Genomic DNA, 4,567 nt, shown 5'->3' with positions numbered 1-4,567 from the left:
CAAGCGTCTGGTCAACTGGGACCCAGTACTCGGCACAGCTGTCTCGGATCTGGAAGTCGTTTCGGAAGAAGAAGACGGCCACATGTGGAACATCCGCTATCCATTAGCAGATGGTTCGAAATACCAGTTCCCAATTGCGTTCGATGAAGAAGGCAAAGCCACCGAATGGGAAGAGCGCGATTTCATCGTCGTCGCCACCACACGTCCGGAAACCATGTTGGGCGACGTCGCCGTGGCAGTCGATCCTAGCGATGAACGCTATCAACATCTGGTTGGAAAATTATTGCATCTGCCTTTGTGCGATCGCACGATTCCTATCATTGCCGATGATTACGTCGACAAAAATTTCGGTACTGGCTGCGTAAAAATCACGCCGGCGCATGATTTCAACGATTACGCGGTTGGTCAACGCCACAATCTGGACAAGATCAGCATCCTGACGCTGGATGCCAAGATCAACGATGTCGCACCAGTCGCCTATCAAGGCATGGACCGCTACGTCGCACGTAAGAAAATCGTTGCCGATCTCGACGCACAAGGCTTGCTGGAACTGGTCAAGCCGCACAAATTGATGGTGCCACGTGGCGATCGCACGAATGCCGTGATCGAGCCGATGTTGACCGATCAATGGTTTGTCGCGATGAGCAAACCGGCGCCAGAAGGCACGCATTTCCCAGGCAAATCCATCACTGAAGTCGCGCTAGAAAAAGTCGCCAGCGGCGAAGTGAAAATGCTGCCGGAGAACTGGACCAATACTTATAACCAGTGGCTGAACAACATTCAGGACTGGTGTATTTCGCGTCAATTATGGTGGGGTCATCAAATCCCGGCGTGGTATGACAGCGAAGGAAAAGTCTACGTTGGCCGCAATGAAGAAGAAGCAAAAGCCAAGGCTGCAGCATCTGGTTACAACGGAGTATTGACCCGCGATGAAGACGTGCTCGACACAGGGTTCTCTTCTGCGCTGGTACCGTTTTCTACACTCGGCTGGCCGGAAGAAACGCCTGATTTCAAAACCTTTTTGCCATCCTCTGTGCTGGTCACCGGTTTCGACATCATCTTCTTCTGGGTCGCACGTATGGTCATGATGACCACGCATTTCACCGGCAAAGTCCCGTTCAACACGGTGTACGTGCACGGCTTGATCCGCGACAGCAGCGGACAGAAAATGTCGAAGTCCAAAGGCAACACACTCGATCCTATCGATCTGATCGACGGCATCAGCCTGGACGAACTGGTTGCCAAACGCACGGTTGGTCTGATGAATCCGAAGCAGGCTGCGAGCATCGAAAAAGCCACGCGCAAAGAATTCCCGGCCGGCATCGCCGCCTACGGCACCGATGCCTTGCGCTTCACGATGGCCAGCTATGCATCGCTGGGCCGCAACATCAATTTCGATCTGGCCCGCGCCGAAGGCTATCGCAATTTCTGCAACAAATTGTGGAATGCGACGCGCTTCGTACTGATGAATTGCGAAGGTCATGATTGCGGCTTCCGTGAGGCTCCATGTGCAGCGGGCGATTGCGCAGTGGATGGAAAAGCAGGCGGCTACACCGATTTTTCGCAAGCCGATCGCTGGATCGTTTCCAAACTGCAGCGTACTGAAGCCGATGTCGCCAAGGGTTTTGCCGACTATCGCTTCGACAATATTGCATCGTCGCTGTATCAATTCATCTGGGATGAATATTGCGACTGGTATCTGGAAGTCGCCAAGGTACAGATCCAGACCGGTACCGAAGCACAACAACGCGCAACGCGTCGTACTTTGTTGCGCGTATTGGAAACCATCTTGCGCCTGGCGCATCCAGTGATCCCATTCATCACTGAACAATTGTGGCAAACCGTAGCGCCATTGACCGGATACAAAATGAATCCAGCTGGCGACTCGATCATGATGCAGCCGTATCCAGAATCGCAAGCCGGCAAGATCGACGAAGCAGCCGAAGCATGGATGCATGAATTGAAAGCCATGACCGATGCCTGCCGCAATCTGCGTGGTGAAATGCAATTATCGCCAGCCTTGCGCGTGCCGCTCGCGATGGAAGCGACTGACGCTGCGCAAACCGCAAGACTGCAATCGTTTGCGCCGTATCTGCAAGCGCTGGCCAAACTGTCGGAAGTCAATGTCGCTGACACATTGCCAGAATCGCCGGCGCCGGTTTCCATCGTCGGTACCGCGAAGCTGATGCTGATAGTGGAAATCGATGTCGCCGCAGAACGCGAACGCCTAAACAAGGAAATCACACGTCTAGCCGGTGAAATTACCAAAGCCAACAGCAAGCTGGACAATGAAAGTTTCGTCGCACGCGCACCGGCGCAAGTCGTGGCACAAGAGAAGGAACGCGTCGCCAACTTCTCGGCAACACTGGAAAAACTGCGCGAGCAATTTGCCAAGCTGTAAGCGCAAGACCAGCTGATATTTTGCACAAAAAAGTATCAGCCGCAAAAAAGCGCCTGACTTCATCACTGAAGCCAGGCGCTTTTTTATCTACTGTTTTTCTGTACTACTGATTGTGTGCCGCTTATTGGGTACTGCTTATTTATTGCCGCTTGTTTATTGCCGAGTTACTGCCGAGCGAATTGATACACGCCGGATCAGACAAATGAAAGCGTCATCCCGGGCAGAGCCAGGCCGGAAAAAGCCGTCGTCCAGGTTTGTCCTGGCTTGACTGGATAGGCATCGGTCAGCGTGCCGGTAGAAATGATTTCACCGGCAGCCAAAGGCGCGAACTGCGGCTGCGTCTTCAGGGTTTCATGCAGGTTCAACAAGGCATGCACCGGGCTGTCCAGCACATTGCTGCCGAAACCCGCGCTGTGCAAGGTGAACTCCTCGCCTTCGCTGTACGACAGCGATACGCTGGCAGCGGTCAGGATATCGGCCAGGTGGCGCCGCGTCGCCGAGGACAGCATATGCGGCTCCCCCAGTATCAGCGAACCGTGCAAACCGAATGCAGCAACGGCATCGGCAGCCTCGAATTTCCAGTCTGGAAATGGGCATGCGACCAGCTCGAAACCATGCGCCATCCACTCTATGCAATCGGCCATCTCATCCAGCGTCGCATTCGCTTTCGGCGTCTTGCCGAGCTTGAACACGATCTCCGGTTCTATGCGCGGCTGCACTGCGCCTTGCAGACTTTGCACGCCTTGATTGTTTTCCGAATAACGCACCGTATCGTCATACATATAGGCCCAGATCGGCCCCTTGATCGGTTCGCGCTCGCCGTAATTCGGCCATATCCTGCGATTGGTGAAACCTATCTTGCGCCCTATCGGCGTTTCGCCCTGAGCCGTGCGGATATCGACTATGCATTTGGCAATATCGTAGGCGTCGGCAATCGACAGTTCGGCATCTTTGGTCAGACAGGGAATTTGCTGCGCATGCGCTCGGGCTGCCAGCAATTGGTGCGCGTAGCGATTGGCTTGGGTAGACATCAACATGGCAGGCTCGCGCAGAGTAGTGGAATGTGGATGTTGCATTGTGTTCGACGCAACATTTTTACACAAGGTTTGCGTGCTTAAATTCACCAACCCTCACAGAAATACAGGGGTAGGCAAGCCCATATGGGCGTCGGAATATTGTTTTTCCTGTATGGAAAGTTGGCAGATCCACAGCACGCCCGCATTCCCCTGTCAGCAGGGTGGGTAATCAAGGATTTTTGCGCTGCTGGGTCAAAAAACGATCGAGTTGATTGGCAAAGGCACGCGTGTCGCCCTGGCTGAATGTGGATGGTCCGCCGGTATCGACGCCACTGCTGCGCAATTCATCCATGAAGGTGCGCATCGTCAAATACTGCTGGATATTGTCCAGGGTATAAAACTCGCCGCGCGGATTGAGGGGCCGCCCACCTTTTTCCAGCACATCGGCAGCCAGCGGAATATCGCCGGTAATGACCAGATCGCCCTCTTCCAGCAGGCGCACGATTTCATTGTCGGCCACGTCGAACCCGGCCGGCACCTGGATCGCCCGTATGAACCGCGAAGGCGGCGTGCGCAACAGTTTATTGGCAACCAGCGTGACCTGTACTTCGAGCCGGTCGGCGACGCGGAACAGGACTTCCTTGATCATGTTCGGACAGGCGTCCGCATCAACCCAGATTTGCATGGTTTTTTTCCTGATCGTGCAGCGTGAATGTGGGCAAATGCTGCTGCCGATAGCTATGCAGCGCGTAGCGGCTTATTGCCCGCCCCACAACTCGCCGTTGGGGCCGGTTTGCGGCGCAGTGATGCCGAAATGTGTATATGCCATAGGCGTGGCTATGCGGCCGCGTGGCGTGCGCTGCAAAAAGCCTTGCTGTATCAGATACGGCTCCAGCACATCTTCTATCGTGTCGCGTTCTTCACCGATGGCAGCGGCCAGATTGTCCAGTCCTACCGGACCGCCGTTGAATTTGAACAGTACCGCTTCGAGCAATTTCCTGTCCATGATATCGAAACCGACCGCATCCACATCCAGCATCACCAGCGCGGCATCGGCCATCTTCTTGGTAATTTCGCCATTGCCCTTGACCTCGGCATAGTCGCGCACGCGGCGCAGCAGGCGGTTGGCGATGCGCGGCGTGCCGCGGCT

At 54.8% G+C, this 4,567-nt stretch carries 4 protein-coding genes; 1 reads left to right on the top strand and 3 read right to left on the bottom strand.

Annotation, left to right across the window (positions count from 1 at the left end):
• Window positions 1-2,401: valine--tRNA ligase (locus Q7T06_RS09525; RefSeq protein ID WP_304784020.1), on the top strand; the 2,401-nt coding region annotated here is incomplete at its 5' end.
• Window positions 2,402-2,595: 194 nt separating this feature from the next.
• On the opposite strand, the gene Q7T06_RS09520 is transcribed toward Q7T06_RS09525, so the two are convergent.
• The 3 genes from Q7T06_RS09520 to Q7T06_RS09510 all read right to left on the bottom strand — a co-directional run.
• Entirely contained in the window at window positions 2,596-3,438 is an 843-nt protein-coding gene (locus Q7T06_RS09520) for a 2-keto-4-pentenoate hydratase (RefSeq protein ID WP_304784018.1), read from the bottom strand.
• 208 nt (window positions 3,439-3,646) lie between these two features.
• Complete coding sequence (locus tag Q7T06_RS09515) at window positions 3,647-4,102, bottom strand: YaiI/YqxD family protein (protein WP_304784016.1); 456 nt, start codon at window positions 4,100-4,102, stop codon at window positions 3,647-3,649.
• 72 nt (window positions 4,103-4,174) lie between these two features.
• On the bottom strand, window positions 4,175-4,567 hold a 393-nt coding region (locus Q7T06_RS09510), incomplete at its 5' end, for a Holliday junction DNA helicase RuvB C-terminal domain-containing protein (protein ID WP_304784013.1).

It is taken from the genome of Herminiimonas sp., assembly GCF_030645555.1.
GTDB lineage: Bacteria > Pseudomonadota > Gammaproteobacteria > Burkholderiales > Burkholderiaceae_D > Oxalicibacterium.
Note: the sequence above shows the minus strand (reverse complement) of the source record. Positions and strands in the feature narration are given on the sequence as shown.

Excerpts from the sequence above, each read along its gene's own strand:
- Q7T06_RS09515 (WP_304784016.1), bottom strand. The coding sequence starts at position 4,102 with ATGCAAATCTGGGTTGATGCGGACGCCTGTCCGAACATGATCAAGGAA.
- Q7T06_RS09520 (WP_304784018.1), bottom strand. The coding sequence starts at position 3,438 with ATGTTGATGTCTACCCAAGCCAATCGCTACGCGCACCAATTGCTGGCA.